This window comes from Caballeronia sp. NCF2 (genome assembly GCF_023631205.1).
Classification (GTDB): Bacteria; Pseudomonadota; Gammaproteobacteria; order Burkholderiales; family Burkholderiaceae; genus Caballeronia; species Caballeronia zhejiangensis.
Map to the genome: position 1 here is coordinate 108,039 of NZ_JALQDN010000002.1, position 23,208 is coordinate 131,246.

Below are 23,208 nucleotides of genomic sequence, written 5' to 3' on the forward strand. Positions count from 1 at the left end.
TCAGTCGAGCGGCGCCGAACGCAGGTTGCTCACCTGCTGCGGCGACACCGGCGTGCCGTGGTTGCCCCACGACATACGGATGTACGTCACGACTGCGGCGACTTCCGTATCCGACAGCGACTGTGCGAACGGCGGCATACCGTGCGGCATCGGGTTGCCTTCCGTACTCGGCGGATAACCGCCGTTCAGCGTCATACGGATCGGATTGACGGCCGATTGCATCTGGATCGACTGGTTGTTCGCGAGCGGCGGGTATGCAGGCGGCTTGCCGAGACCGTTCTCCGCGTGGCACTTCGCGCAGTTTTCGGTGTAGACCTTCTTGCCGAGCGTGAGCAGTTCGCCGCCGAACTTCTCGGACGTCTCCAGCTGCATGACTTCCGGCGCTTCCTTCTTTTGCGGAATCGACTTGAGATACGTCGAGATCGCGTTGATGTCCGCGTCGGTCATGTACTGCAGGCTGTTGTGAACCACTTCCGCCATCGGGCCGAACACCGCGCCGCGCTGCGACACGCCGGTCTTCAGCAGATCGTTGATGTCCTTCAGGTCCCAGTCGCCCAGACCGGCTTCCTTGTTCGACGTCAGCGACGGCGCGTACCAGTTCTGCAGCGGGATGAGGCCGCCGGCGAAGGCCGCCGAGCTGACCGGGCCGCCCATCGCGTTGATCGACGTGTGGCACATGCCGCAGTGACCGAGGCCTTCGACGAGATACGCGCCGCGGTTCCATTCGACCGACTTGGTCGGATCCGGCTTGTACTCGCCTTCCGAGAAGAACAGCGTGCGCCAGCCGATCAGCAGGTTGCGGTTGTTGAACGGGAAGCGCAGTTCATGCGGACGGCTCGGTTCGGAAACCGGCGGCACCGAGCGCAGATACGCGTAGATCGCGTCCGAGTCCGCGCGCGTGACCTTCGTGTAGCTCGTGAACGGGAAGCCCGGATAGAGCAGCGAACCGTCTTTCGAGCGGCCCGTGTGCATCGCGCGATAGAAGTCGTCGGAGGTCCACTTGCCGATGCCGTATTGATCGTCCGGCGTGATGTTCGGCGTGAACATCGTGCCGAACGGCGTGGCCATCGGCAGGCCGCCGCCGAATTCCTTGCCGCCGCGAACCGTGTGGCACGCGATACAGTCGCCGGCGCGGGCGAGGTACTCACCTTGTTTGATGAGCGCGGCTTTGTCGGCAGGCGTCGCCGCGATGGCGCCGCCCGAATGCAGGTTGTCGCCGCCCGACCAGAGGACGGCGCCGGCTGCGACGGCTGCCACCACGACAGCCGAGGAAAGTGCGAACAGGGACTTGCGTTTCATTGTGTTGTCGCTCCAGACGCCTTATTGCGGTTCGCTGCCGCACTTGAGCGGCATCTTCAACGAGCCAGCGGGCGCGGGCACCGGGTTGGCGGGTGCGGTTTGCGTAGAGAGCCATGCGGCGACGGCGGTCACGTCGTCGTCCGTCAGGCGCGAGGCGATCTGCTGCATGCAATCGGGCGCCTTCGCGTGACGCGTGCCCGACTTCCATGCGCCGACTTGCGCGCTGATGTAGTCCGAATGCAGGCCGACGAGACCCGGGATGGCCGGCTGCATGCCGGTCAGACCCTTGCCGTGGCAGGCCGCGCACGCGGGAATGTTCTTCGATGCATCGCCGTTCAGCACGAGCTGCTGGCCGCGCGCGAGCGTCGTGGCCGACACGTTCGACTTCACGGGCGTCGGATACGGCGGGCGCTGGTTCGAGAAGTACGTCGCGATCTGATGAAGGTAATCGTCCGAGAGATACGTGACGAGGTAGTTCATCGGCGGGTACTTGCGCCGCCCTTCGCGGAAATTCTGGAGCTGGTTGTACAGATAGTCGGCAGGCTTGCCGGCAAGACGCGGGAAGTAATCGTTGTCCGTGCCTTCACCGTGAACGCCGTGGCACGCGGTACAGCCTTGCACGCGCGCGGCCATCGTGTCCGGTGCGATCGGCTGGTTCTGCGCCTGCGCGGCGGAGCTGAAAACGCCAGCGCTGCCTACCAGAGCCGAGGCAAAAGCCATAGCGAGCAGCGGACGAAAAATGCGTCTTGAAAACACGCGACACTCCATGAAATTCGGGGACCTGCCGAGCTTCGTGCGGCTCGGTGCGAAGGTGGCGAACCACGGCCACGCAGGGGGCGGTGGGTGGCGGACCACGGCCACAGCGGCTCGACGAGCCTCTGATGCGACGCGGCATTCTATCATCGATGCATGATGATGACTATTTGACACAATCTCGCTCTAAGTCCCGCTGCAGCGCATTCGCGACAATATGCCGCGCGGCTATTGACCACCCGCGACGAACTTCCTAGGCGCGTGTGGTTCATTGCCTCTCGACAAATATTCGACTCGATGCGAGACGCCCGATCGACGTGCTTCATGCGGTTTCGGAAGCGTCCGGCAAAAATTCAAGGCGTTTCGCTCGTGTTCGATGCTGTGCTGCACCGTGGACCTTCATTCAGACTCCGCAAAATTCCTTCGATGACCTTCCCTTTAGCAATGCGCGTTCACGCCGCGCCCGGTTCCGCATGATGAACGACGATCCTCTCTCGCTCGCGCAGACGGCCTTCGCCGCGCTCGCCGATCTGGCCTTCGCCTGCGTACTCGGCGCGCTGCTGCTGAACGTGTGGCTGTCGCGCGAACAGGCGTTCGCGACCGTATCGCCCGCGCGGCGCGGCTGGTTGCGGGCGGCGCGCGGCGGTCCGATCGCAGCCATCGCGCTCGTTCTGTGCAACTTCGCTTCGTTGTGGCTGCAGGCGGCGGCGATGAGCGGCGCGCCGATCGTGCAGGCGGGCGGCGCGTTGTGGCTCGTCGCGACGGGCACGCACGCGGGCATCGGCTGGTCGGTGGCACTGGCGGGCAGCGTGCTGTTGCTGCTCGCGTCGGCGGGCGGCGGCGCGCTTTCCGGTACGCGGATCGGCATGGCGCTCGTTGCCGCGCTGATCGTCGCGGCGGGCAAATCGGCGATCGGCCATGCCGCCGATGCCGGCGCGTTCTCGCTCGCCGAAGCGGTTCAGACGCTGCATCTGCTCGCGACGGCGGCGTGGGGCGGCATTGTGATCGCGGGTGCGTTCGTATTGCCGGCGCTCGATACGTCGCTTGCGCGCGCATATCTGATCCGCACGGTCGCGCGCATGTCGCGAGCGGCGTCGATCGCGGTCGCGTTCGTCGTGCTGACGGGCGTGTTCAACGCGTGGCGCGGCATCGGCGGATCGGCCGCGGTGCTGACCGCGAGCGCGTGGGGTCATGCGTTGATCGTGAAGATGCTGCTGGTTGCGGCGGCGCTCGCGTTCGGCGCGCTCAACCGCTGGTCGGCGTTGCCGCGCCTGTCGCGCTCGGCATCGACGATGGACGCGCATACGGTCATCAACGTGATGCGCGTCGAAGCGCTGATGATGGCGGGTGTGTTCGTGGCGGCGGCGGTGCTGTCGCACAGCGTGCCGGGTTCGTCGCTCGCGGGATGAAAACGGCGACGCGCGGCGTTACTCGTAGCCGAGCCTGTGACTGACGATCGGCGCGCAAAACAGCGCGACCGCGCAGCCGATGATCTTGCCTTGCAACTCGACGAACGCCGTATGCGAACCGCCGACGAAGATCACTTCGACCAGTTGCGGCAGGCAGAACACGACCGCCGCACCGATGAACCAGCGCGTCACGGCCGCGATGCGCCAGCCGCGCTGCGCCCCGATTCCCGCGGCCACCACGCGCGCCACGCCCAGCGCGACGAGCGAGCCGACCGCGAGCTGGGCACGGACGTATTCATCGGGAAGGACCTGCCACATGATTGTTCTCGCTTTTTTGGTGACTATCGGCAGCGTATGCGCAAGAAGCTCGCCAGTATGTACGAGAAAACGCAGATCGTGAAGCGCGGCCCGCGCGGGGCCGCATTCGCTCAGAACGTGTGCTCCGGGCCGGGAAAACTGCCGTCCTTCACCGCGCGCACATAGGCTTCGACGGCGGCGAAAATGTTCGGCTGACCCTGCATGAAATCCTTGACGAAGCGCGGCCGCTTGCCGTGAAAGATGCCGAGCATGTCGTGCAGCACGAGCACTTGTCCGGAACAGTCGACGCCCGCGCCGATGCCGATCGTCGGAATCGCGAGCGCTGCGGTCACTTCGCGCGCGAGCAACGTCGGCACGGCTTCGATCACGATCAGTTGCGCGCCGGCTTCCTGCAGCGCGATGGCGTCGCGCTTCATCTGCTCGGCCGCCGCTTCGGACTTGCCCTGCACCTTGAAGCCGCCGAATGCGTGCACCGATTGCGGCGTGAGACCGACGTGCCCGCACACCGGAATCGAGCGCTCGACGAGAAAGCGCACGGTATCCGCGAGCCATTCGCCGCCTTCGATCTTCACCATCTGCGCGCCCGCGCGCATCAGTTGCACGGCGTTCGCATAGGCGTCTTCCTTCGAGCCGATGGTGCCGAACGGCATGTCCGCGACGATCAGCGCGCTGCGATTGCCGCGCGCGACCGACGCCGTGTGATACGCGATGTCCGCGAGCGTCACTGGCAGTGTCGTGTTGTGGCCTTGCAGCACATTGCCGAGCGAGTCGCCGATCAGCATGACATCGACGCCCGCGCGTTCGAGCAGCGCGCTGAAGCTCGCGTCGTAACACGTGAGCATCGCGATGCGCTCGCCGTTTTCGCGCATGGTCTGGAGCTTGGGGACGGTGATCGTCGCGCGATTCGTTTCCTGCAGATACGTCATGGTCGTTTCACTGAAGAGAGCGTGGCCGGGCTGCGAATTCAGACCGATACGCCTTTGACAAAGAATTCCTTGCGCCCGCGCATGGCGCCGATGCGCTCGATCAGAAGCGCGAGGTCGTCATCCGAGGCGAGCGGGTTCAGGTGCTCCGCGTTCACCGTGAGCAACGGCGTCGCGTCGTAGTGATAGAAGAAGTCGTTATAAGCATCGCAGAGCGCGCGCAGATACGAATCGGAAATTTGCAGCTCCATCGGCAGCGCGCGCTTCTGGATGCGCGAAAAAAGCACTTCCGGACTCGCCTGCAGATAGACGACGAGATCGGGTGCGGGCGCGCTCGCATGAATACGCGAGGCGATGTCCTTGTAGAGCTGGAACTCGTCGTCGGGCAGGGTGAGGCGCGCGAAGAGCTCGCTCTTCTGCGTGAGAAAGTCGGTCATCAGCGCGGCGCCGCTCGTGACGATATCGGCGGCTTCCTGCGTCTGCGATGCGCGCTGCAACGCGAAGCTCAACTGCGTGGCGAGCGCGTGCCGCGTGGTGTCGCGATAGAAGCGCTCGAGAAACGGATTGTCCTGCGGGCGCTCGAACAGCGTGCGCATCGACCACCGTTCGGCGAGCAGCGTCGCGAGCGTGGTCTTGCCGACGCCGATCGGCCCTTCGATCGCGATGTAACGATGCGGCGGCCGCAGTTGAGGCGCGGTGACGGTGAGTGGCGGAACGCTCATCGGCAGTCTGTCTTCGTGGAAGGGGAGTCGGTTGCGTTGGAGCCGCGCGGTTGCGTCGCGACCATGCACTGACACGTCGCGACTTTCTCGATGCGCTGATCGGCGACGCCGTCGATGAACGCATCGGCGCGACCGCGTTGAGGAAGGATGAGATCCGGCTCGAGCTCGACGAGCGGCACGAGCACGAAGGCGCGCTCGGTCATGCGCGGATGCGGCACGACGAGATCGGCTTCGTCGATGCTCGATGCGCCGTACAGCAGGATGTCGAGATCGAGCGTGCGCGGCGCATTGCGATACGGCCGCTCGCGCCCGAACTGCAACTCGATGTGATGACACAGGCGCAGCAGCGATCGCGCGGGCAGGCTCGTTTCGAGCTTGACGACGCAATTGAAGTAATCGTCGCCCGATGAATCGATCGGCGCGGTGCGATAGACGCTCGATTTCGCGAGCACGGTGATCGTGTGCTGCTGGGCGAGACACACGACTGCGTCTTTCAGGGTCTGGCGCGCATCGCCGAGATTCGCCCCCAGGCCCAGATAAGCAATCGTCATGGCAGAAGTCCTACGCGTGGGTCACAGCGGAAAGCGGGAGAACAGGATCGCTCTTCGCTACTGTAACCAAATCCGGCGTTACTCGTCGTCGGCGGCTTCGCGCCTGTTCGCCGCACTCGATACCGCGTCGTCATTGCCTGCCTGCGCGGCTTGCTCGTCCTGCGCGCCGGGTTCGCCCGAGCGACGCTTCGCGTTGCTGCGGCGCCGGCGCTTCTTCGGTGCGTTGCGATCCTTGCCGCCTTGCGACAGGAGTGCTTCGCGCTCGGCGTGATCGCCGTCGATGAAGTCGCTCCACCATTGGCCGATGGCCGCATCGAGCTCGCCCGATTCGCAACGCAACAGCAGGAAATCATACCCCGCTCTGAATCTTTGGTGTTCCAGCAGCTTCAGCGCGCTGCGGCCGCGTTTTTCCAGCCGATGCTGAAGACCCCAGATCTCGCGCATGTCGGACGAGTAGCGCTTGTGGATCGCGAGTTTCTCCGTCTGCATATCGAGGACATCGTCCATCGCGCGATGCAATGCGGGCACCGGATAGTCGCCGTTCGCGGTGTATTGCTGCCAGCGCGTCTGCACGTCGTGCCACAGGAGCGTCGCGAAGAGAAAGCCCGGCGACACGCCCTTGCCGGCGCGCACGCGCTCGTCGGTGCTGGTGAGCGCGAGCGTGACGAACTTCTCGCCGTGCGGCTGTTCGAGCACGACATCGAGCAGAGGCAACACGCCGTGATGCAGCCCTTCCTGACGCAGCCGCGTGAGACACGCGAGCGCATGGCCGGACAAGAGCAGCTTCAGCATCTCGTCGAAGAGACGCGCGGCCGGCACGTTGTTCATCAGGTCGGCGAGATCCTTGATCGGCGCGCGCGTGGCTTCGTCGATCTCGAAGCCGAGCTTCGCCGCGAAACGCACGACGCGCAGCATGCGTACCGGATCTTCGCGATAACGCGTGGCCGGATCGCCGATCATGCGCAACAGGCGCGCGCGGATGTCGGCCATGCCGTCGTGATAATCCAGCACCGTTTGCGTGGCCGGATCGTAGTACATCGCGTTGATGGTGAAGTCGCGGCGCGTGGCGTCTTCGTGCTGCTCGCCCCAGACGTTGTCGCGCAGCACGCGGCCGCTCGCATCGACGGCGTGCGTGCGCGCATCGAGCTCGCCGCGCTTGAGGCGTCGCGGCGGTTCGGCGGAAGGCTCCGGCGGCGCGTCCATGAGCGCGCGGAACGTCGATGTCTCGATGATCTCCTGCCCGAACTGCACATGCACGATCTGGAAGCGCCGGCCGATGATGCGCGCGCGGCGAAAGAGCTTCTGCACCTGATCGGGCGTGGCGTCGGTGGCGACGTCGAAGTCTTTCGGCGCGACGCCGAGCAGCAGGTCGCGCACCGCGCCGCCGACGATGAACGCGCGATGCCCGGCCTGCTGCAGGCCGTCGGTCACGCGTATCGCGTTCTTCGAGATCAGCGAAGGATCGATGCCGTGAATCTCCGACGACAGGATGACCGGCACGTTCGGATCGCGCTTCACGGGCGCGGCGGCTTTCTTGCGCGTGCTCTTGCGAGCGGGTTTCGGCGCGGCTTCGGAAGCAGCGGCGGGGACGTCGTGGCCTTCGTCGGCAGAGGCGGTTTCTTGCCCGAACAGCTTGCGGATGAGTTTTTTAATCACGAGTGTCGAACAGGTTCAGGATGCGCCAGCCTTTGGCTTGCGCGTGCGCGCGCAGGGTGTCGTCGGGATTGGTCGCGACCGGATCCGTGACGCGCTCGAGCAGCGGGATGTCGTTGTGCGAGTCGCTGTAGAAATAGCTGTGCTTGAAGTCGTCGAGCGTCTTGCCGAGCGTTGCGAGCCATTGCTCGACGCGCACGATCTTGCCTTCGCGATAACTCGGCGTGCCCGTCGGCCGGCCGGTGAGCGCGCCGAGCGGATGATCGTCGACCGTTTCGACTTCGCAGGCGATCAGCGTTTCGATGCCGAAGGCTTCGGCGATCGGCGCGGTGATGAACGCGTTCGTCGCGGTGACGAGGCAGCAGAGATCGCCTTCGTCCTGATGCTCGCGCACGAGCGTGACGGCGGCCGGCACGATGCGCGGGTTGATCACTTCGCGCATGAATTGCGCGTGCCAGTCGGTGAGCTGTTCGCGCGAGTATTTTGCGAGCGGGGCCAGCATCGCGTGCAGATACGCGTTGATGTCGAGCACGCCCGCCTTGTAATCGGCGTAGAAGGCGTCGTTCTGACGCGCGAAGGATTCCGCCTCGACGATGCCGAGCTTCACCATGAAGCGGCCCCATTCGTGGTCGCTGTCGGTGGGAATGAGCGTGTGATCGAGATCAAAGAGGGCAAGGTTCATGGGAGCGCATTCTACTTGAAGCGGGTCGGATCGTTGTCCGGCGCGGCGGGGCCGGATTCGGGGCCGTTCGGATCGGCGGGCGTTTCTTCCGGCGCCGATACGGGAACGAGGGGCGCGGCCCGGCCGGTTTGCTGGAGCATCGTGCGCAGCAGCGCTCGCGTCACCGCGCGCTTTTGTTCCAGGGAGAAGCGGTCGAGTTCGTCGAGCAGGGCCATGAGGCTCGGCATGTCGCGGCGAAAGTGCGTGAGCAGATAGGCGGGCACGTCGTCGGCGAGCACGATGCCGCGTTCGCGCGCCGCGTGCTTCAGCACCGATGCCTTCGCTTCGTCGGAAAGCGGCTGAAGATGGAACACGAGGCCCCAGCCGAGCCGCGTGCGCAGGTCTTCGCGGACCGTGAGCGCGAGCGGCGCGTCGTTGCCGGTGGCCACGAGCGCGCTCGCCGGATATGCGCGCACTTCGTTGAAGAGATTGAAAAGGGCGATCTGCTGCGCGGGGGAAAGGCGGTCGCAATCGTCGACGGCGTAAAGCGTCACGCGCGGATCGAACCCGAATGCGTTGAGCGCGCTCTGCGGGCCGAGATAGCGCGCATGGCCGTTCGCCTCGTGCGTGAGCGCCTGCAGCAGGTGGCTGCGGCCGCTGCCCGGCTCGCCCCACACGTAGAACGTGCGGTCGGCGACCGGCCCGGCCGCGAGCGCGCCTTCGAGTTCGCGCAGCCGCGCGATCAGTTCGTGATTGCCGGCGGCGAAAAAGTTATCGAAGGTGGCGGGCGGCGGCGTGCCCAGATCGAGCGTCAGTTGGCGTTGCACGGGAGATCGGTATCGTCGGGCCTTGAGTCGGGCGAATCTTGAAAACTGCCGGATGAGCTGCGGGTATACGCGCAAAGCCGCGGCGGACGGCCCTGCGCGCCAATGGCTCGGGCGCTTCTGAGATTGTCTGCGATCTCGAAAAAAGCGCCTTCGCGGATTCTGGCGTGCGCGGGAAAATCCGGCTGGCCGACCGTCGACGGGTCATCATCGGGTAAAATCGCATTTTACCGACCTTCTTGCTCCTCCCTCCATGAATCAACCGAAATCCGCACCGGACGCCCAAGGTTTGTCGTATCGCGACGCGGGCGTGGACATCGACGCGGGCGACGCGCTCGTCGACCGGATCAAGCCGTTTGCCAAGAAAACGTTGCGCGACGGCGTGCTGGGCGGCATCGGCGGATTCGGCGCGCTCTTCGAGGTGCCGAAGAAGTACAAGGAGCCGGTGCTCGTATCGGGCACGGACGGCGTCGGCACGAAGCTGCGCCTCGCGTTCACGCTGAACCGGCATGACACGGTCGGCCAGGATCTCGTCGCGATGAGCGTCAACGACATTCTCGTGCAGGGCGCCGAGCCGCTCTTCTTCCTCGATTACTTCGCGTGCGGCAAGCTGGATGTCGACACCGCGGCGGACGTCGTGAAGGGCATCGCCACGGGCTGCGAGCTGGCGGGCTGCGCGCTGATCGGCGGCGAGACGGCGGAAATGCCGGGCATGTATCCGGACGGCGAATACGACCTCGCGGGCTTCGCGGTCGGCGCGGTGGAAAAGAGCAAGATCATCGACGGCAGCACGATCAAGCCGGGCGATGTCGTGCTGGGCCTGGCATCGAGCGGCATCCACTCGAACGGTTATTCGCTGGTGCGCAAGATCATCGAGCGCGCGAATCCGGATCTCAACGCCGATTTCGACGGCCGGACGCTTGCCGACGCGCTGATGGCGCCCACGCGCATCTACGTGAAGCCGCTCTTGTCGGCGATGCAAAGCGTCAGGGTGAAGGGCATGGCGCATATCACGGGCGGCGGTCTCGTCGAGAATATTCCGCGCGTGCTGCGCGATGGGCTGACGGCGGAGCTGGATCATCGCGCGTGGCCGCTGCCGCCGCTGTTCGCGTGGCTGCAGAAGCACGGCGGCGTCGCGGATGCGGAGATGCATCGCGTGTTCAACTGCGGTATCGGCATGGCGGTGATCGTTGCGGCGGAAGATGCCGATGCGGCAACCGGCCTGTTGTCGGGCGCCGGCGAGCAGGTGTGGAAGATCGGCGTCGTGCGCGAGAGCAAGGAAGGTGAGGCGCAGACGGTGGTGGTTTGATAGTGCCGTTGTCGCGCTGATAAGAAAGACCCTCGCGAAGTGCGAGGGTTTTTTGTTTGGGGATTACATCGGCCGCATGTAAGGCGACCGAATTTGCTGCGGATTCGGCCCCAGTTGCGTGAGGAGGAAGTCCATAGCTGTCTTGTTATAGGCCGGTCTTGGATCGACGTGCGAAACGCCGTTGGGCAGGTAAGGCGGGCGCAATCCGGGTGTAAGCAACTCGCCCTTGTACAACGCGCCGTTGTATTCGACGATCCAGTTCGCGCTCTCCGTGAGCAGCCCGATAGAGGTCCCCTGCACCCGCATGTAGCGATGGCCGCCAAACGATTGGATTTCTCGCTTGTACCACGCGCTCAATTGATCGAGCGTGCGTGGGTCGCTGTATTTTTCGGATAGATCGACCCGAAGGAACGTCGTAAGCGCCTCGTAGCGCGGCACGTACATCTTCAAGCCAGGTGGCATCAACGCTGTATCGCCGGACGGAAACGACAGCCGCGGCATCAGGAGCGTTAAAGTGTCCTTCCTGCCTTGGAAGCTTTCGGTCGCGGCCGTGACTGTCTGACATTGGCAAGCCCGTGGCGCAGTGGCGCCGCTCAGCCAAGCCTTTTGATACTGAGCTTATAGAACGATCGTGTGCAAAATTTCAGTATGACTTTTCAGACTTTCGAAGTTTTCCTAATCGCTGCTACCGCCCGCTCCGTCGCGTCCCCCGCGCAGCAATCCACCACGACTCGCTCCGGCATCGCGCGCAGCCACGTCAACTGCCGCTTGCACAACTGCCGCGTCGCGAAAATGCCCTTGTCGCGCATCTCGTCGTAACCCGTCGTGCCGTCGAGATAGTCCCACGCTTGCCGATAGCCGACACAGCGCATCGACGGCATCGAAAGATCCAGATCGCCGCGCGCACGCAACGCGCGCACTTCGTCGATGAAGCCGTGCGCGAGCATCGCATCGAAACGTGCGGCGATGCGCGCATGCAGCACCGCGCGATCCGACGGCTCCAGCGCGACCGGCACGAAGCGATACGGCGCATCCGCATCCTGAACGCGCGGCGCGGCGAGCAGCGCGGACATCGGCTGGCCGGACAGCATGAAGATTTCGAGCGCGCGCTGGATGCGCTGCGAGTCGTTCGGCGCAAGCCGCGCGGCGGTTTGCGGATCGACCGCCGCGAGCCGCGCATGCAGCGCGGGCCAGCCATCGCGGGCGGCGTCGGCGTCGAGGGCGGCGCGCACGTCGGCATCGGCGGTCGGCAGATCGTTCAGGCCTTGTGTCAGCGCCTTGTAGTACAGCATCGTCCCGCCGACCAGCAACGGCACGTTGCCGCGCGCGACGATCTCGCCGACGAGCCGCAGCGCATCCGCACGAAACTGCGCGGCGGAATACGTTTCGGCGGGATCGATGATATCGATCAGATGATGCGGCGCCGCCGCGCGCTCCTCGGCGTTCGGCTTGGCCGTGCCGATATCCATCTCGCGATAGACGAGCGCCGAATCCACGCTGACGATTTCCACCGGATGCAGCGCCGCGAACGCGAGCGCGGCCGCGGTCTTTCCCGACGCCGTCGGCCCGAGAAGACACGCAACAGGCAAGGCGGAAGCGCTCATTGTCCGCGCATGAAGAGTCGGTCGAGATCGGCGAGCGTGAGCTGATACCACGTCGGACGGCCGTGATTGCACTGATCGGCGCGCTCGGTCGCTTCCATCTGGCGCAGGAGCGCGTTCATCTCGTCGAGCGTGAGCCGGCGATTCGCGCGCACCGCGTTATGACACGCGAGCGTGCCGAGCAATTCGTGCTGACGTTCGGTGAGCACGCGCGAGCCGCCATACGCGTGCAGATCGGCGAGCACGGCGCGCGCGAGCGATTGCAGGTCGGCGTCCTTCAGCAACGCGGGCACGGCGCGGATCGCGATCGACGTCGGCGACAACACCGCGAGATCGAAGCCGAGCGCATCGAGCGTCGCGCGCTCTTCCTCGACGATGCCGATCTCGACTGGCTCCGCTGTCATCGACACGGGAATCAGCAGGGGCTGCACCGCGATCGCGCGATCGGCGAGCGCGTGCTTGAATTGCTCGTAAAGAATGCGCTCGTGCGCGGCATGCATGTCGACGATCACGAGGCCGCGCGCGTTCTGCGCCAAAACATAGATGCCGTGAATCTGGCCGACGGCGAAACCGAGCGGCTGTTCATCGGCGTGATCGAGCGCACTGTCCGCACTGTCACTGGCGATCAGCGGCGCGGGAGGGCGCTCGTTCATCGACGGATACGGCGTGTCGATGGTCGTCGTCGCGCCTGACGTACCCGCGCCGATGTCCTTGCGACCGAACAGCGCGTCGTAAAGCGCGAGCGGCTGCGCGACGGGGAGCGTGCCCTGCGTCATGCGCGACTGGCGCATCCAGTTCGTGCCGTTCTCGCTTTTCAGCGTGAGCGAATCCGGCGTGCCGGCGAAAGGCTTTGCGCTGAACGAAGCCGGGCCGGTCGGCTGCAATTGCGCCGCGTGTCCGCCCGCCGTCGTTTCCGGCGACGCGCCCGCATGCCGCGCCAGCGCGCGCTGCACGGCGTGAAAGACGTATTGATGAATCGAGCGCGAATCGCGAAAGCGCACTTCGATCTTCGACGGATGCACGTTCACATCGACGGATTCGGGCGGCAAATCGAGAAACAGCACGTACGCCGGATAGCGATTGCCGTGCAGCACATCTTCATACGCGGCGCGCACGGCGTGCGTGAGCAGCTTGTCGCGCACGAAGCGGCCGTTCACGAAGAAATATTGCTGATCGGCGCGCCCGCGGCTCGCGGTCGGCAAACCCGCGCAGCCGTAGACCGCAAGCGGCCCGGCGCGTTCGTCGAGCGGCAGATGCGCGGTTTCGAACACCTCGCCGAGAATCTTCGCGACGCGCGTCTGCGGATCGCTCGCGTTCCAGTGCTCGACGGCTTTGCCGTTGTGCATCACTGAAATCGCGACGTCGGGCCGTGCGAGCGCCGTGCGGCGAATCACGTCGAGGCAATGCCCGAGCTCGGTCTGCTCGCTCTTCAGGAATTTGCGGCGCGCGGGCGTGTTGAAATACAGCTCGCGCACTTCCATTGTCGTGCCGACGGTGCCCGCGGCGGGCGAGATGGCGCCGGTTTGCGCGTCGATGCGCGTCGCGTGCGGGCAGCTTTCGGTGCGGCTCGTGATGAACAGTTCCGCAACCGACGCGATCGACGCAATCGCCTCGCCGCGAAACCCGAGCGTCGCAACGGCTTCGAGTTCCGCGAGCGAGCGGATCTTGCTGGTCGCGTGGCGCATCAGCGCGAGCGGAAGCTCGTTCGGCGGAATGCCGCAGCCGTCGTCGGCGATCACGATGCGTTTCACGCCGCCTTCGTCGAGCGTGATGCGCAGTGTCGTCGCGCCGGCGTCGAGTGCGTTTTCCAGCAGTTCCTTGACGACCGACGCAGGCCGCTCCACCACTTCGCCAGCGGCAATCTGGCTGATGAGCTGATCGGGCAGCGGGGCGATGGCGCGCGGACGGCGCCCGGCATCGGCTGTCGAAGCGCCAGCGGAGGTTTCGTTTAGGTCGGACATGGCGAAATTATAACGATTCGCAACGTTCGGGCTTCGGGTGGCCGGCTGCATCGGTCCGGGCGCGCACGTATCCAAGAGCGCGGGCCAGAGCGGGACTTTCTTGCGCCGCAATTTATTTGCATTACTGAGTTTTTTTCGGGTCCACGCGTACAATGCATTACGCCGCCGCAAGAGAGTTCTGCCAGGCCGCGCGCAATGAATCCGTCGATCTCACTCACGCAATATTTCTCGCACCGCCAATTTGTTTGCCATCGAGGCGGCGATTCCTGCGGAGATATGAATTCGTTCGTGTTTCGAATGCGCGCGTTCGCGACCGTTGAATCGGGTAATCGTCACGGCCTAATAATCATTTCGGGCATTAATTGTTTAAGAGTTTTCGTATGGCCGCGACGATTTTGATCATGCCGGTTATCCGCAAATGCGGAGCGATTCAGCCACGGGATTCCGCCGGAGGCCAAATGTATTGGGTTATGTTTTCGAAACTTCAGAAAAAGGATAATTCATGTCCCGTATCGCTTCAGAAAAAAAGAAACCGACTGGAAATCATGCCGTGACCGAAGCGCCGCCGACGAAAGGCCAGCAGGCAGGCGCGCATTCCAGTCATAAGAACGCGGAAGCAAAAACTCAGAAGAGTCGTGTGGCGGCAAACGGTAAAAGCGGAAACAACTTTCCGAATGTGCTCGTGCATGGGTTTTGCGGTTGGGGTCGCGAAAGGCTGACGAGCAAGATTTATCACTATTTCGGCGGCACAGGCGATATTCAGGAATATCTCAATAATAGGGGTTACCAGACTTTCACCCCTGCGGTCGGACCGTTATCCAGTAACTGGGACCGGGCCTGCGAGCTTTATTATTTCTTGAAGGGCGGCGTGGTGGATTACGGCGCGGTGCATTCGGCGCGTTACGGCCACGAACGTTATGGACGTTCGTATCCCGGCGTATTTCCCGAATGGAGCGAAGAACACAAGGTTCATCTGATCGGGCACAGCATGGGCGGTCCGACCATCCGCACTCTCGTGCAATTGCTGGAACATGGCGATCCGGATGAAATTGCCTTCGCGCCGAGTTCGCGGGAAGCCGGCACCTCCGAACTCTTCAAGGGCGGCAAGCAATGGGTACATAGCATCACGTCCATCGCTGGCGTCAACAACGGCACCCCGGTCGCAGACGATCTCGGCGAGCCGATGTCCGACCTGCTATTGAGCCTGGCGAGCCTGTGCGGCGCCGATAACCGCGATCTGCTTTTCGACTTCGACTTGAAGCAGTGGGGCATCCACCGCGAGAAGGGCGAGGATCTGGTCGAATACGCCAAAAAGATCATCCTCAGCAAGGCCTGGAAGACGACTGACAGCGCAATCTACGATCTTTCCTTCGCCGCGGCCCGACTGCAGAACATCTGGGTAAAGACGTCGCCGCACACTTATTACGCGTCGTATTGCGCCGATGGAACGGTGCCCGGCCTCGCCGACACGCGTGTTCCGATGTCGAACATGAACCCGTTGCTCCTCGGCGGCGGCGCGGCGCTCGGCCTCAATGAAAGGGATCTTGCGGGCGGATTCCTGAACTGGCGTCCCAATGACGGTTGCGTCCCGGTTCCGTGGGCGCAGTACCCGATCGGGCACGCGCACGAGTTCGTCGGGGACAACCCCGCTCATCCGCCGAAGAAGGGCGTCTGGTACGTTCATCCTCCGATCGCCGGCGTGGATCATATCGGCATCGTGCAGCCGGTCGGCAGCACGACGCTCGAGTGGCTGGAGGAATTTTTTGGGAAAATCGCGGCCTATAACAAGGCGCTGCCAATTTAGCGACCCGGCCGGAGCCTGATCTTTCCTGTGGGGCTTTCGGGCGCCGGGTTGCGCGCGCTTCCGGGTGAACATTCGTGTGAGCGAGCCCGGCGCCGCGCCACTTCGGTATCATGGCGCGACTCCCGCATTTGTTGCCGATGCGCCGCTTTTCCGGCGCCGGCTTACTTTTTGAGGAAAGATTTTTGGACACGTTGCTGCAATTCCTGGGACTCATCCTTCACATCGACAAGTCGCTCGGTGTCTTCATCCAGAATTACGGCGCCTGGGTGTACGCGGTGTTGTTCCTGATCGTGTTCTGCGAAACCGGGCTCGTCGTGTTTCCGTTCCTGCCGGGCGATTCGCTGCTGTTCATCGGCGGCGCGTTCGCCGCGTCGCACGAAATGGATCTCTTCGCGCTGATCGCGCTCCTGCTCATCGCGGCCGTGACCGGCAACACGGTGAATTACTGGATCGGCCGCGCCATCGGGCCGAAAGTTTTCGATACGAACATTCCCGTGCTCGAGCGCTTTCTGGACCGCGCCGCGCTGCAGAAAACCCACAACTTCTACGAGAAGCACGGCGGCAAGACGATCGTGATCGCGCGTTTCGTGCCGGTGGTGCGGACGTTCGCGCCGTTCGTCGCGGGCGTGTCGTCGATGAGTCACGGGCGCTTCCAGCTCTTCAATATTCTGGGCGCGCTCATCTGGGTGCTGTTGCTCGTGTTGCTCGGCTATTTCTTCGGCAACATTCCGTTCATCAAGCAGTATCTGAACGTGATCGTGCTGGTGGGGATCGGCGCGGCCATCGTGCCGGTGGCGATCGGCGCGCTATGGAAGATGAGCCGTCGCAATTCTAAGGCTTGAGGAAGAGCGGGATGCGCGAGGCCGTCGGATGCCGGCCTCGCTCACGCCGCGAAACCGCTCAACGGCGCCGGAACAGGCGGATCACGAAAAGCAGCACGACCGCGCCGATCACCGCGGTGATCAGCGTGCCGAGGATGCCGCCGCCGAATGAGATGCCGAGCGTGCTGAAGAGCCATCCGCCGATCACGCCGCCGACGATGCCGACGAGAATGTCGACGATCACGCCGAAGCCGCTGCCGTTCATGATGAGGCCGGCGAGCCAGCCCGCCACGCCGCCGATGATGAGGCTGAGGATGATTCCGTGTTGCATGATTTGCATGCGTTGAGACTCCAGTCGAATTGAGAGATGCGGGACGCAGGCGGGACCTGCAATCGGGCGCGGGCAATGTAGCGGAAATGACCGTGGCGGGGGATTGTCAACTGTCAAGGATTGTCGATGCAGCGTCGGCAAACAGCGCGGACGACAGATGACACATGGCCGGGGCAAAATACGTCAAAAATTTGGATTGCCAAAAGGTTCGGTCGGCGCTTGGGCGAAGTGTGTCGTTTAGGTCACTGAGGCGAATTTGTATCTGTAATGTTTTATGCTGGCGGAATTGGTTGAAAAAGTTCAAGACGACAAGCATGAGAAAGCTGGTGGTGATGCACAAGGAAGGTTTCGGATCGGGCCCGCGCGGGGCGATCGCGGGCGTGGCGCTCGCAGCGGGGTTGGCTGCCGGATTGACGGGATGTTCATCGACGCCGCGCGAGCCCGCGCCGATCGTCGAAAGTTCCGCGCTGAGCGCGCCGCCGGTGGTGCAGAGCGGGTCGCCGATCGTGACGCCCGCGCCAGTCGTGCCGCTCGGGCCGACGACACCCGCGCCCGTCGAACCGGGCTTTTATCGCGTTAAGCCGGGCGACACGCTTTACGGCATTTCGCGCACCTTCAAGCAGAAGCCCGCTGATCTGGCCAAGTGGAACACGTTGCCGGAAAGCAGGCAGGTGAACGTCGGGCAGGTGTTGCGCGTGATGCCGCCGGGTGCGTCGTCAACGACGGTGAGTTCGGCGAGCGTCGGATCGAAGATGGCGCAGCCGCCGCTTCTGCCGACGCCGGAGAAATCGGTGGCGCAGAAGCCAGCGGCGGAAAAGCCCGCCGCTGCGGCCAGCGAAGAACATCAATCCGCAGTCACCGCGACTGCATCCAAGGGCACCTTCGTCTGGCCCGCGCACGGCGACGTCGTGCGCAAGTTCGGCGCGAGCGGCAACAAGGGCATCGACATCGAAGGCAAGGTCGGGCAGCCAGTCAAGGCAGCGGCGTCGGGCAAGGTCGTGTATGCGGGAAGCGGCTTGCGTTCCTACGGGCGCATGATCATCGTCAAGCACGGCAACGATTATCTGACCGCCTACGCGTACAACGAGAAGCTGCTCGTGAAGGAAGGCGATTCCGTCAAGCAGGGCGCGACCATCGCCGACATGGGCACCGGCCCGGGCGGCACGCCCGCGCTGCATTTCGAAGTGAGAAAGTCGGGCACCGCGGTCGATCCGATGCCGTTGCTCGGCGCGGCCGGCGGCTGATTCCTGGCCGGGCGGGAAGGGAGCCGAAAGGTGAAGAAGATCATGATCGCCGCGCTGACCGCGGCGTCGCTGACGTCGCTGCTTTCCGGCTGCGAGCAGCAGCAGAGCGAGGAAGCGTTGAACAAGCTCAAGGCATTTTTCAATGCAGTGAAGCCGGACAACTTGCTGCTCAAGAACCTGCAGCCCGGCGTGACGACCGAGGCGCAGATCCGCGACCAAATGGGCGAACCCGAGACGGAGCGCACGTTCACCGACGGAAGCAAGCGCCTCGAATATCCGCGCGGCCCGGCGGGCACGAACACCTACATGGTCGATCTCGACCCCCGCGGGCATTTCGTTTCCGTGACGCAGGTGCTGACCGCCGAGAACTTCGCGAAAGTGCGCCTCGGCATGACGATGGACGAAGTGCGCAGACTGCTCGGCAAGCCGACCGAAATCGCGGAGTATCGGCTGAAGAAGGAGCGCGTCTGGAGCTGGCACTGGCTCGAAGACGGCGTGAATCAGGACGCCATGTTCAACGTGCACTTCGGTCCGGATGGCACCGTGGCGACGACGTCGCGGTCCGAAGCGATCCGCGGCGGTCAACGCTGATTCCGGGCATGACGACGATGAGTGACTCGGTGACATACGACACGCGCCTTCGCCTGATGGACGAAGCGTCGCGCTATCGCGATCAGGCGTCGCGCCAGGCCGGCGCAAAGCAGCTTGTGCTCTGGGATTGCGGGCGCGCGCATCGCTGGGACAAGACGCTCGACATCGCGCAGAACGTGCGCTGCATGAATTGCGCGACCGAGCGGCGCGAATTGGAGACGAAGCGTCTGCAGGACATCGCGCAAGCGCGCGGCGGCGCGCTGCTTTCGCACCGCTATGTCGATGCCGCGACGCCCTTGAGCTGGCGATGCGCGTACGGTCACGTTTGGGATGCGACTCCCGATGCGGTGTCGCGCCATTGGTGCAGCGAGTGCGCGCGCACCGTGTTCGCGGCCGTCCGCTGACCGATCCAACGGCATCAAAGAAAAAGCCGGCGAATGCCGGCTTTTGAGCTTCTTTGTCGGGGCGCTGGCCTCTTTCGCCTGCGACTCGTCGCGCCGTTGGCAAAAACTCGCGCTTTGCTTTTTTATTCTCGCGCTTTGCTTTTACCCACGACCTGATCGAGTGCCGCCCATCCTGTTTGTCGGTCTCTCAGCGCGTTTTGCTGCTGCCCCCCGTGCGCTGGAAAAAGTATTGCAAATGGCCATTCCTAAGAATGTACGCTCGCAAACACATTCGCAAATTGATAAGCATCTGCGGGGAAGTCCCGATCCGCGAAGCGATCTTCAGTCGGCCGACGACACCGTTTCCACACGCCCGATACCCGAACGCATGTTCGCCGCGACGAGCGATTGCGTGACCATGCGCGCTTCCGCCTGCGCGATGTGCTCGAGCGTCGCTTCTTCCAGTTGCGCCGCGAAAACGGCGAGCGCCGTGCACAGACGTGCGTGCTGACCGGCATCGAGCGTCCAGACGCCTTCGTCCGAATGACGCGCGTCCAGTTCGACGAGCGCTTCGTGCGCGAGCGTGATGTCGTGGTCGCATTCCGCCGCGTGGCCCAACTGGCACAACTCTTCCGCGACCAACATGTGACGGCATAGCGTCATGAAGAGCGGCTGCGATCCGTGTCCGCGATGAAACGCGTCGAGCGCCACATAGCAGCGCAGCAGCATCGCGTCGATCATCGGTTCGCGGGCGGCGCGGCTGTAGGTCAGCGCGCGCAGAAGCGGCGACATCGCGGGACGGGCGGATTTCATGTTCGTCGATTTCTTCTTCACGGCAGAGCTCCCGAAAAAGGTGTTCGCTTAACGCCGGTGCTGTCTGTCGCGCCGGGACGCGGAATGCGTTGGATGCGTTTGACGTTGGAAGCATCATCGCACCGGAAAATTAGCTGTGTCTTAAGGCGCGTAACCGCCGGATGCCTGCCAGCTATAACGCCGCGCGACGACGGCGGTGGACGCATGTGCTGTGACATTTGTAAGTAAAAGTCGCAAGAGGCCGCCGTGCGATGTGGCCTAGGGTGAATACATATGTTGCGTTAATTTTGTCGATGGCAACATATGTATCATTCCACTCTCAAAGAGGACGTCATGAAATTTGCGTCGTTGCTCACATCGACTGTCGCGTTATCTCTGGTTGCGGGCGCAAGCTACGGCCAATCCACGATTGCCAAGGTCCAGAGCGCCAATCTCATCGCGATCGGGCATCGCGAGACGTCGGTGCCGTTTTCGTACGTCGATGCGAACAACGACGTCATCGGCTTTTCGCAGGACTTGTGCAACAAGGTGATCGATGCGGTCAAGGCGAAAACGAAGCATCCGGATCTACGCGTGCGCTTCATTCCGGTGACATCGCAGAATCGGATTTCGCTCGTGCAGAACGGCACGGTCGATCTCGAATGCGGCGTGACGACGAATCTCACGTCGCGGCAGAATCAGGTTGCGTTTTCGGACACGTTCTTCGTCGCGACGACGCGTCTGCTGACGAAAAAGGATTCCGGCATCAAGGACTTTCCCGATCTCGCGGGCAAGACCGTCGTGACGAATCAGGGCACGACGTCCGAGCGCATTCTTCGCAAGATGAACGAAGAGAAGAAGATGAACATGAGCATCATCAGCGCGAAGGATTACGGCGAAGGGCGCGCGACGCTCGAAACCGGCCGCGCGGTGGCCTACATGATGGACGACGTGCTGCTCGCCGGCACGCGCTCGCTGACGGCGAAGCCGTCGGACTGGGTGCTCGTCGGCACGCCGCAGTCGTCGGAGGCGTACGGCTTCATGATGCGTCGCGACGATCCCCAGTTCAAAAAGCTCGTCGACGACGCCATGAGTCAGGTGATGAAAAGCCCCGAGATCAAGACGATGTACGACAAGTGGTTCATGAAGCCGGTGCCGCCGAAGAACATCAACTTCGATTTTCCGATGAGCGAAGCGATGCAGAAGCTCTACGCCGAACCGAACGACAAGGCGTTCGAATAGCGCGACGGCGCGCGCGTCATTCCGCGAAGGGCAGATCCGTCTGCCCTTCGGCGCGCATCGCGAACGTGTTGAGGGTCATCGCGACGAGCGCGTAATAGCCCAGCAAGCCGACGAGATTCACGACGACCGTGTGCCCGAAGCGTGCGACGGCGGCGTCGTAGGTTGCATCGCTCACGCGCTTCGTGTCGTAGAGTTCGCTGGCGAAATCGAAGATGAGCTTGTCGTCGGCATCGGCGAATGTCGGCGTCTTTCCCGTGCGCAGCGCTTCGGCGAGATCGGCAGGCAGGCCGGCATCGAGCGCGATCGGATGATGAATGTGCCATTCCGCCTGCGAGCGCCAGCGCGCCGCGGTGACGAGAATCGCAAGCTCGGAAAGGCGCAGCGGCAGGCCGGTCTCGTAGCGGCAGAACGCGCCGAGTTTTTGCGCGTGCTGCGCGAGTTCCGGGCTGAAGATCCAACCGAGAAACGGCCCGTTGAGATTGCCGCGCGGTCCGCTCAGGATGTCCTGCAACACGGCTTTTTGCGCATCGGAAGCGTGCGCGATGTCGAAATCGGGAAGTCGCTTCTTCATGTTTGTTCTCACTGGATGACGGAAAGCGCGCCATCGATTGCATCGGAGAGCCGCTCGACGATCGTCTCGATTTGCGCGCTTGTCGTGATGAACGGCGGCGCGATGAGTACGTGATCGCCGATGCGGCCGTCGACGGTGCCGCCCATCGGATACACCATGAGGCCGCGCTTCATCGCCTCGCTCTTGATGACCGCGTGCAGCCTGTGCTTCGGATCGAACGGCATCTTGCCCGCGCGATCCTGAACCAGTTCGACGCCGGTGAACAGGCCGCGGCCGCGCACATCGCCGATGAACGGATGATCCGCATGCCGCTCGCGCAGCAACGCGCGCAGTTGTTCGCCGCGCGCCTTCACGTTGTCGAGCAGTTTGTCTTCGGCGATGACTTTCTGCACTTCGAGCGCCGCGGCGCACGCCGTCGCGTGACCGATATACGTGTGGCCGTGCTGAAAGAAGCCCGAGCCGCCGACGATCGTATCGAAGATCGCGTTGCTGACGAGCGTCGCGCCGATCGGCTGATAGCCCGCGCCGAGACCCTTCGCGATCGCGAGAATATCGGGCGACACGCCGTCTTCCTCGCACGCGAACAGATGACCGGTGCGGCCCATGCCCGACATCACTTCGTCGAGGATCAGCAGCACGCCGTATTTGTCGCAGACCGCGCGGATCTTGCGGAAGTATTCGCGCACGGGCGGCACCGCGCCCGCCGTCGCGCCGACGACCGTTTCCGCGACGAACGCCGCCACCGATTCGGCTCCGAGTTCGAGAATCTTCGCTTCGAGTTCATCGGCGAGACGTTGCGCGAAGGCTTCGTCGGTTTCGCCCGCCCGCTGTTCGCGATACGCGAAGCAGGGCGTGACGTGATGCGCTTCGATCAGCATCGGCAGGAAGGGCTCGCGCCGCCACGCGTTGCCGCCGATCGCGAGCGCGCCGAGCGTGTTGCCGTGATAGCTCTGCCGGCGCGCGATGAAATGCCGGCGCGCGGGTTCGCCTTTCTCGACGAAATACTGGCGCGCGAGCTTGAGCGCGGCTTCCATCGCTTCGGAGCCGCCGGACACGAAGTAGACGTGGCCGAGATTTTTCGGCGCGGCATCGATGAGCCGGTCGGCGAGTTCTTCGGCGGGCTCGGTCGTGAAGAACGACGTGTGCGCGTACGGCAACTGCTGCACTTGCCGCTGGATGGCTTCGATCACGCGCGGATGGCTGTGTCCGAGACACGAGACGGCTGCGCCGCCGCATGCATCGATGTAGCGTTTGCCGGTCGAATCGACGATCTCGATGCCGTCGCCGCGGACGGCGACCGGAAGCGTGGCGCGCGGCGCGCGATGAAATACCGTGGTCATGGTGCCTGCCTTTCGAATGCGGAATGCGCGTGCAACACGCGATGTGGCATTCTAGCGTGATAACAACATATGTTGTCAATATCGCGTGTGACGCAACGCTCGGCC

The 23,208-nt window shown here is 63.6% G+C and carries 24 protein-coding genes; 8 read left to right on the forward strand and 16 right to left on the reverse strand.

The genetic code is table 11. From position 1 onward, the window contains the following. Together NCS02_RS02690 and NCS02_RS02695 are read right to left on the reverse strand one after the other, a co-directional pair. A complete protein-coding gene (locus NCS02_RS02690; RefSeq protein WP_008351407.1) occupies nucleotides 1-1,299 on the reverse strand; it encodes a c-type cytochrome in 1,299 nt (432 codons plus the stop codon). A 21-nt stretch (nucleotides 1,300-1,320) separates the two neighbouring features. Continuing rightward, nucleotides 1,321-2,067: a c-type cytochrome gene (locus NCS02_RS02695; protein WP_008351405.1), complete on the reverse strand. Its 747-nt coding sequence runs from the start codon at nucleotides 2,065-2,067 to the stop codon at nucleotides 1,321-1,323. 461 nt (nucleotides 2,068-2,528) lie between these two features. Here NCS02_RS02695 and NCS02_RS02700 point away from each other — a divergent pair, with 461 nt between their 5' ends. After that, nucleotides 2,529-3,461, forward strand: coding sequence for a CopD family protein (locus NCS02_RS02700; RefSeq protein WP_175979825.1), 933 nt, complete (start codon nucleotides 2,529-2,531; stop codon nucleotides 3,459-3,461). 18 nt (nucleotides 3,462-3,479) lie between these two features. Here the strand turns inward: NCS02_RS02700 and NCS02_RS02705 are convergent, their stop codons facing one another. The 7 genes from NCS02_RS02705 to hda all read right to left on the reverse strand — a co-directional run bounded on the left by NCS02_RS02705 (nucleotide 3,480) and on the right by hda (nucleotide 9,116). Further along, the gene (locus NCS02_RS02705; protein ID WP_008351402.1) at nucleotides 3,480-3,779 is read right to left on the reverse strand and encodes a hypothetical protein; all 300 of its coding nucleotides are present in this window, start codon (nucleotides 3,777-3,779) and stop codon (nucleotides 3,480-3,482) included. 110 nt (nucleotides 3,780-3,889) lie between these two features. After that, complete coding sequence (gene panB, locus NCS02_RS02710; RefSeq protein ID WP_008351400.1) at nucleotides 3,890-4,705, reverse strand: 3-methyl-2-oxobutanoate hydroxymethyltransferase; 816 nt, start codon at nucleotides 4,703-4,705, stop codon at nucleotides 3,890-3,892. 38 nt (nucleotides 4,706-4,743) lie between these two features. Beyond that, nucleotides 4,744-5,424 carry a deoxynucleoside kinase gene (locus NCS02_RS02715; protein WP_008351398.1) on the reverse strand — a complete coding sequence of 227 codons (681 nt, stop codon included), beginning with the start codon at nucleotides 5,422-5,424 and terminating at the stop codon, nucleotides 4,744-4,746. Continuing rightward, on the reverse strand, nucleotides 5,421-5,975 hold the full coding sequence (gene folK, locus NCS02_RS02720) for a 2-amino-4-hydroxy-6-hydroxymethyldihydropteridine diphosphokinase (protein ID WP_008351396.1): 555 nt from the start codon (nucleotides 5,973-5,975) through the stop codon (nucleotides 5,421-5,423). The genes NCS02_RS02715 and folK overlap by 4 nt, the downstream gene beginning before the upstream one ends. Before the next feature lie 78 nt (nucleotides 5,976-6,053). After that, nucleotides 6,054-7,631, reverse strand: a complete 1,578-nt coding sequence (gene pcnB / locus NCS02_RS02725; RefSeq protein ID WP_008351395.1) for a polynucleotide adenylyltransferase PcnB — start codon at nucleotides 7,629-7,631, stop codon at nucleotides 6,054-6,056. After that, nucleotides 7,624-8,310 carry a histidinol-phosphatase gene (locus NCS02_RS02730; protein ID WP_008351393.1) on the reverse strand — a complete coding sequence of 229 codons (687 nt, stop codon included), beginning with the start codon at nucleotides 8,308-8,310 and terminating at the stop codon, nucleotides 7,624-7,626. Before NCS02_RS02730 ends, pcnB begins: the two co-directional genes overlap by 8 nt. Nucleotides 8,311-8,321: 11 nt before the next feature. Beyond that, entirely contained in the window at nucleotides 8,322-9,116 is a 795-nt protein-coding gene (gene hda / locus NCS02_RS02735; protein ID WP_008351391.1) for a DnaA regulatory inactivator Hda, read from the reverse strand. Nucleotides 9,117-9,366: 250 nt separating this feature from the next. On the opposite strand from hda, the gene purM reads away from it, so the two are divergent. Then, nucleotides 9,367-10,422, forward strand: a complete 1,056-nt coding sequence (purM, locus tag NCS02_RS02740) for a phosphoribosylformylglycinamidine cyclo-ligase (RefSeq protein WP_244807700.1) — start codon at nucleotides 9,367-9,369, stop codon at nucleotides 10,420-10,422. A gap of 63 nt (nucleotides 10,423-10,485) precedes the next feature. Here the strand turns inward: purM and NCS02_RS02745 are convergent, their stop codons facing one another. The 3 genes from NCS02_RS02745 to mutL all read right to left on the reverse strand — a co-directional run bounded on the left by NCS02_RS02745 (nucleotide 10,486) and on the right by mutL (nucleotide 13,984). After that, on the reverse strand, nucleotides 10,486-10,923 hold the full coding sequence (locus NCS02_RS02745) for a hypothetical protein (protein WP_244807701.1): 438 nt from the start codon (nucleotides 10,921-10,923) through the stop codon (nucleotides 10,486-10,488). Between the two features lie 155 nt (nucleotides 10,924-11,078). Beyond that, the gene (miaA, locus tag NCS02_RS02750; protein WP_244807702.1) at nucleotides 11,079-12,026 is read right to left on the reverse strand and encodes a tRNA (adenosine(37)-N6)-dimethylallyltransferase MiaA; all 948 of its coding nucleotides are present in this window, start codon (nucleotides 12,024-12,026) and stop codon (nucleotides 11,079-11,081) included. Next, nucleotides 12,023-13,984, reverse strand: coding sequence for a DNA mismatch repair endonuclease MutL (gene mutL, locus NCS02_RS02755; RefSeq protein WP_175979827.1), 1,962 nt, complete (start codon nucleotides 13,982-13,984; stop codon nucleotides 12,023-12,025). The genes miaA and mutL overlap by 4 nt, the downstream gene beginning before the upstream one ends. 502 nt (nucleotides 13,985-14,486) lie before the next feature. On the opposite strand from mutL, the gene NCS02_RS02760 reads away from it, so the two are divergent. Next, nucleotides 14,487-15,788 (forward strand): esterase/lipase family protein, encoded by a 1,302-nt coding sequence (locus NCS02_RS02760; protein ID WP_250522878.1) that lies wholly within the window; start codon nucleotides 14,487-14,489, stop codon nucleotides 15,786-15,788. A gap of 182 nt (nucleotides 15,789-15,970) precedes the next feature. Continuing rightward, nucleotides 15,971-16,630: a DedA family protein gene (locus tag NCS02_RS02765; RefSeq protein ID WP_008351380.1), complete on the forward strand. Its 660-nt coding sequence runs from the start codon at nucleotides 15,971-15,973 to the stop codon at nucleotides 16,628-16,630. Between the two features lie 58 nt (nucleotides 16,631-16,688). Here NCS02_RS02765 and NCS02_RS02770 read toward each other — a convergent pair whose 3' ends face one another. Beyond that, nucleotides 16,689-16,940 (reverse strand): GlsB/YeaQ/YmgE family stress response membrane protein, encoded by a 252-nt coding sequence (locus NCS02_RS02770; protein ID WP_008351379.1) that lies wholly within the window; start codon nucleotides 16,938-16,940, stop codon nucleotides 16,689-16,691. A gap of 314 nt (nucleotides 16,941-17,254) precedes the next feature. On the opposite strand from NCS02_RS02770, the gene NCS02_RS02775 reads away from it, so the two are divergent. From NCS02_RS02775 to NCS02_RS02785, 3 genes are read left to right on the forward strand one after another with little or no spacing between them, the layout of a single operon-like run. Further along, the gene (locus NCS02_RS02775; protein ID WP_033536531.1) at nucleotides 17,255-18,184 is read left to right on the forward strand and encodes a peptidoglycan DD-metalloendopeptidase family protein; all 930 of its coding nucleotides are present in this window, start codon (nucleotides 17,255-17,257) and stop codon (nucleotides 18,182-18,184) included. 42 nt (nucleotides 18,185-18,226) lie between these two features. Next, entirely contained in the window at nucleotides 18,227-18,775 is a 549-nt protein-coding gene (locus NCS02_RS02780) for an outer membrane protein assembly factor BamE (protein ID WP_244808099.1), read from the forward strand. A gap of 8 nt (nucleotides 18,776-18,783) precedes the next feature. Beyond that, the gene (locus NCS02_RS02785; protein ID WP_250519312.1) at nucleotides 18,784-19,179 is read left to right on the forward strand and encodes a hypothetical protein; all 396 of its coding nucleotides are present in this window, start codon (nucleotides 18,784-18,786) and stop codon (nucleotides 19,177-19,179) included. Between the two features lie 321 nt (nucleotides 19,180-19,500). Here the strand turns inward: NCS02_RS02785 and NCS02_RS02790 are convergent, their stop codons facing one another. Next, nucleotides 19,501-19,992, reverse strand: a complete 492-nt coding sequence (locus NCS02_RS02790; protein WP_008351375.1) for a hypothetical protein — start codon at nucleotides 19,990-19,992, stop codon at nucleotides 19,501-19,503. 312 nt (nucleotides 19,993-20,304) lie between these two features. On the opposite strand from NCS02_RS02790, the gene NCS02_RS02795 reads away from it, so the two are divergent. Beyond that, a complete protein-coding gene (locus tag NCS02_RS02795) occupies nucleotides 20,305-21,192 on the forward strand; it encodes a glutamate/aspartate ABC transporter substrate-binding protein (RefSeq protein WP_250480296.1) in 888 nt (295 codons plus the stop codon). A 16-nt stretch (nucleotides 21,193-21,208) separates the two neighbouring features. Here NCS02_RS02795 and NCS02_RS02800 read toward each other — a convergent pair whose 3' ends face one another. Further along, nucleotides 21,209-21,763 (reverse strand): carboxymuconolactone decarboxylase family protein, encoded by a 555-nt coding sequence (locus tag NCS02_RS02800; protein ID WP_034470707.1) that lies wholly within the window; start codon nucleotides 21,761-21,763, stop codon nucleotides 21,209-21,211. Between the two features lie 8 nt (nucleotides 21,764-21,771). Next, nucleotides 21,772-23,103, reverse strand: a complete 1,332-nt coding sequence (locus NCS02_RS02805; RefSeq protein ID WP_250481481.1) for an aspartate aminotransferase family protein — start codon at nucleotides 23,101-23,103, stop codon at nucleotides 21,772-21,774. Nucleotides 23,104-23,208 lie beyond the last annotated feature (105 nt).

Coding starts and splice junctions, on each gene's coding strand:
- NCS02_RS02770 (WP_008351379.1), bottom strand. CDS start 16,940: ATGCAACACGGAATCATCCTCAGCCTCATCATCGGCGGCGTGGCGGGC.
- NCS02_RS02795 (WP_250480296.1), top strand. CDS start 20,305: ATGAAATTTGCGTCGTTGCTCACATCGACTGTCGCGTTATCTCTGGTT.
- NCS02_RS02805 (WP_250481481.1), bottom strand. CDS start 23,103: ATGACCACGGTATTTCATCGCGCGCCGCGCGCCACGCTTCCGGTCGCC.
- NCS02_RS02730 (WP_008351393.1), bottom strand. CDS start 8,310: ATGAACCTTGCCCTCTTTGATCTCGATCACACGCTCATTCCCACCGAC.
- NCS02_RS02705 (WP_008351402.1), bottom strand. CDS start 3,779: ATGTGGCAGGTCCTTCCCGATGAATACGTCCGTGCCCAGCTCGCGGTC.
- NCS02_RS02785 (WP_250519312.1), top strand. CDS start 18,784: ATGACGACGATGAGTGACTCGGTGACATACGACACGCGCCTTCGCCTG.
- mutL (WP_175979827.1), bottom strand. CDS start 13,984: ATGTCCGACCTAAACGAAACCTCCGCTGGCGCTTCGACAGCCGATGCC.
- miaA (WP_244807702.1), bottom strand. CDS start 12,026: ATGAGCGCTTCCGCCTTGCCTGTTGCGTGTCTTCTCGGGCCGACGGCG.
- NCS02_RS02690 (WP_008351407.1), bottom strand. CDS start 1,299: ATGAAACGCAAGTCCCTGTTCGCACTTTCCTCGGCTGTCGTGGTGGCA.
- NCS02_RS02715 (WP_008351398.1), bottom strand. CDS start 5,424: ATGAGCGTTCCGCCACTCACCGTCACCGCGCCTCAACTGCGGCCGCCG.
- NCS02_RS02760 (WP_250522878.1), top strand. CDS start 14,487: ATGTCCCGTATCGCTTCAGAAAAAAAGAAACCGACTGGAAATCATGCC.
- NCS02_RS02745 (WP_244807701.1), bottom strand. CDS start 10,923: ATGCCGCGGCTGTCGTTTCCGTCCGGCGATACAGCGTTGATGCCACCT.
- NCS02_RS02775 (WP_033536531.1), top strand. CDS start 17,255: ATGAGAAAGCTGGTGGTGATGCACAAGGAAGGTTTCGGATCGGGCCCG.
- NCS02_RS02700 (WP_175979825.1), top strand. CDS start 2,529: ATGAACGACGATCCTCTCTCGCTCGCGCAGACGGCCTTCGCCGCGCTC.
- NCS02_RS02780 (WP_244808099.1), top strand. CDS start 18,227: ATGATCGCCGCGCTGACCGCGGCGTCGCTGACGTCGCTGCTTTCCGGC.
- NCS02_RS02695 (WP_008351405.1), bottom strand. CDS start 2,067: ATGGAGTGTCGCGTGTTTTCAAGACGCATTTTTCGTCCGCTGCTCGCT.
- NCS02_RS02800 (WP_034470707.1), bottom strand. CDS start 21,763: ATGAAGAAGCGACTTCCCGATTTCGACATCGCGCACGCTTCCGATGCG.
- panB (WP_008351400.1), bottom strand. CDS start 4,705: ATGACGTATCTGCAGGAAACGAATCGCGCGACGATCACCGTCCCCAAG.
- purM (WP_244807700.1), top strand. CDS start 9,367: ATGAATCAACCGAAATCCGCACCGGACGCCCAAGGTTTGTCGTATCGC.
- folK (WP_008351396.1), bottom strand. CDS start 5,975: ATGACGATTGCTTATCTGGGCCTGGGGGCGAATCTCGGCGATGCGCGC.